The organism is Acinetobacter sp. UBA2063 (assembly GCF_002333245.1).
In the GTDB taxonomy this organism is placed as follows: domain Bacteria; phylum Pseudomonadota; class Gammaproteobacteria; order Pseudomonadales; family Moraxellaceae; genus Acinetobacter; species Acinetobacter parvus.
In genome coordinates, this window is sequence record NZ_DDAH01000235.1 from 15,854 (window position 1) to 18,830 (window position 2,977).

3 protein-coding genes are annotated in these 2,977 nt (G+C 38.1%); 2 read left to right on the top strand and 1 reads right to left on the bottom strand.

What is annotated here, in order from left to right; translation table 11 throughout:
- Positions 1 to 1,919 (top strand): MFS transporter (locus B4H32_RS11250; protein WP_286803112.1); only part of this gene is annotated, 1,919 nt, incomplete at its 5' end.
- A gap of 2 nt (positions 1,920 to 1,921) precedes the next feature.
- Positions 1,922 to 2,323 (top strand): lactoylglutathione lyase, encoded by a 402-nt coding sequence (gene gloA / locus B4H32_RS11255; protein ID WP_004682169.1) that lies wholly within the window; start codon positions 1,922 to 1,924, stop codon positions 2,321 to 2,323.
- Between the two features lie 115 nt (positions 2,324 to 2,438).
- Here the strand turns inward: gloA and B4H32_RS11260 are convergent, their stop codons facing one another.
- On the bottom strand, positions 2,439 to 2,735 hold the full coding sequence (locus tag B4H32_RS11260) for a hypothetical protein (protein WP_004682167.1): 297 nt from the start codon (positions 2,733 to 2,735) through the stop codon (positions 2,439 to 2,441).
- Positions 2,736 to 2,977: the final 242 nt, after the last annotated feature.

Sequence of the window (2,977 nt, forward strand, 5' to 3'; positions counted from 1 at the left end):
GTTTAGGCCGTCGCCGTGCCTGGTTGTTGATTGCACAGTCTTTGATTATATGTGCAATTTGTATCATGGCATTTTCCGACCCAGCACTTGGACAAAGCTATTTAATTCAAATGGCAGTTGGTGCCGTTTTATTAGGATTCTCGGCAGCGACTCAAGATATTGTCATCGATGCTTATCGTATTGAACTTGCTGAAAGTGAGATGCAAACGGTTTTAGCTTCAACTTACAACGCAGGTTACCGTATTGGGATGATCGTTGCGGGTGCAGGGGCTTTATTTCTTGCTGCTTATTTAGGTACAGCTAAAGGCAATTATATCTATGAAGCATGGAAATATACTTATCTAACCATGGCAGCAGTTATGGTGGTTGGTATTATTACAACTTTATGCATTCGTGAACCTCAAGTAAATCGTGTTTATAAACATTATAAAACTACAGATTACTATCGCTTAGTCTTTGTATTCTTTATTGCTGTTGCAACTTTTGTTGTCAGTTATATTTACTCTGGGAATGTAACAGATGCTACCGCTAAAGCCGCAAATATTAAAGACACCGCAGCTTTATTTGGTTTAGAAGCCCTACGCTTTTTAACTGCTACAGCCACAGCTTTATTGGTTGGTTTGGGTTTAGTTAAAATTGGCGTCGTGAATCAACAAATGGCAAAAGAAACTTGGGTTGCCCCAGTTTTAGAATTCTTCAAACGTTACGGTATTAAACTTGCCTTAGTGCTTTTGCTGCTGATTGGTTTTTTCCGCATCTCAGACATCATTGCAGGAGTGATTTCCAATGTGTTCTATCAAGATCTAAATTTCAGTAAAGAACAAATTGCTGAGGCTGTGAAAATCTATGGTGTGATCTTTAGTTTAGTTGGTGGTTTTCTCGGTGGTTTGTTAGCGCAACGCATGAACATTATGAAACTGATGTTCGTGGGCGCAGTGTTGGCCAGTTCAACCAATTTAATTTTTATCGGCTTGGTCAAATCAGGAAAACCACTTGCTCCAGTTGAGGTTCAGGTCGGAAATAAACATTATCAAGTGCAAACCGATGATGTTGGATATTGGAAATTACAAGTGCCGAATGACGTCTTGGCAAAAACAAATTCGGTACAGGTAAGTACTCAGTACCAAAATCAGAGCGATACCAATGTAACTCTTGCAATACCATATTTAGTAAATGCCCAGCACGCTCAGATTCAATTATTACCAATCAGTGGTGATGATCAATTAACGGAAAAAGAATTGAAGCAAAGTCTAGTCGTTAAAGGGCAATTAGCAGGGCTTAAAAATGAAGATTTAAATCAGGATAAGCCTGTTATTCTTAAATTAGATAATCAAGAGTTTGCTGCGAAACTGGATGATAAAGGAATATTTACTGGTGCTGTAGATGGAAAGCTATTACAAGCATCTCCCACTAAAACCATTAAAGCTTTTGTTAATTTCAAAAATAATAGTGCAAGCCAGTTATTTGCAACAAGATCATATCGTATTAATACTGCATCACATGTTGAAACCACACTCGATGTCGATATTCAGCCAATTGCTGTGGTCGATCCAAGTCAGTCAGGCACAATAGAAATTTCTGGCAAAGTGATAAAAGGCTATAGCTCATTGTGGCTCTATTTTGCCATTATTGTCGATAATTTAGCCTCAGGTTTAGCGGGTGCTGCATTTATTGCCTTTTTATCTAGCTTAACGAGTGTGTCATTTACTGCGGTTCAATATGCGATTTTTAGTTCTTTAATGACGCTCACACCCAAATTATTGGGAGGATATTCAGGAACGATTGTGAGTAATATTGGCTACCCAAATTTCTTTTTAATGACGACTTTAATTGGAATTCCAATTTTGATTCTTGTGGTTTGGGTTGCTAAACTATTACGTGACCATGAAAACCAAACAATTCAACAGACAGGTGAATAACTATGCGCATGTTACATACGATGTTACGAGTAGGTAATTTAGAACAATCTTTAAAGTTCTACACTGAGGTACTTGGTATGAAATTACTACGTCAACGTGATTATGAAGAGGGGCGTTTCACCCTGGCTTTTGTGGGCTATGGTGATGAAGAAAATAACACTGTGCTTGAGCTGACTCATAACTGGGATACAGCAAGCTATGATTTAGGCAATGCTTATGGTCATATTGCGATTGGTGTTGATGATGCCTATAAGGCATGTGAGGAGATCAAGGCACGTGGTGGTAAGGTGGTGCGTGAGGCTGGCCCAATGAAAGGTGGGGTGACCGTGATCGCATTTGTTGAAGATCCAGATGGCTATAAAGTCGAGTTGATTCAGCAGGATTTAAACGCACGTAATAATTAGTATGGTGTATATTGAGTCATATAGGGTTGATTTTTATTAAGCCTTTTACTTAAAAACTGCAATATGATGTTTTTAATCTCATATTGCAGTTTTTTTATTTAATCAGCAAATTAAGTTATTTTGCTAGATATTTATATTCAACATTAACTTTTTGATTCGCTTTAGGAATAGCATTACCAAAGAAGACCACAGAAGTTCCAGTATTACTATAAATTAAATCGAAGCCATTTTGATTACTTACATCACGAGCAACATTCTGTCCTTCAACGGTGACTTTCACTGATGATGGAATTGGTGTTTGTGTAAGGGTAAAACTACTGGCTAGACCAGAAGCAGATTTAATAATCTCATCAAATACAACGGACCAACTTGCTGCATCTGTACAAATAGAAGCAGAGCTGCCGCCTGTCAAACGTGAGATTTCTTTAAAGTGTGCACCACCATAGGCACTACCACCTTGACCATCACAATAAAAATTTGGATCGTCTGGTTGGGTAGTGGTGAAGTCTGGTCTAAGTAAAGTTCCTGTACCTACAATGGAGAAGTAGGTTGCACCTGTTTTGACGAAATAGTCTTTATAATCATTAAAACTTCGTATTGTATAATTAGTAGATGATGTTCCATTTGGACGACTGATGTGGTTCTAGGATTTTA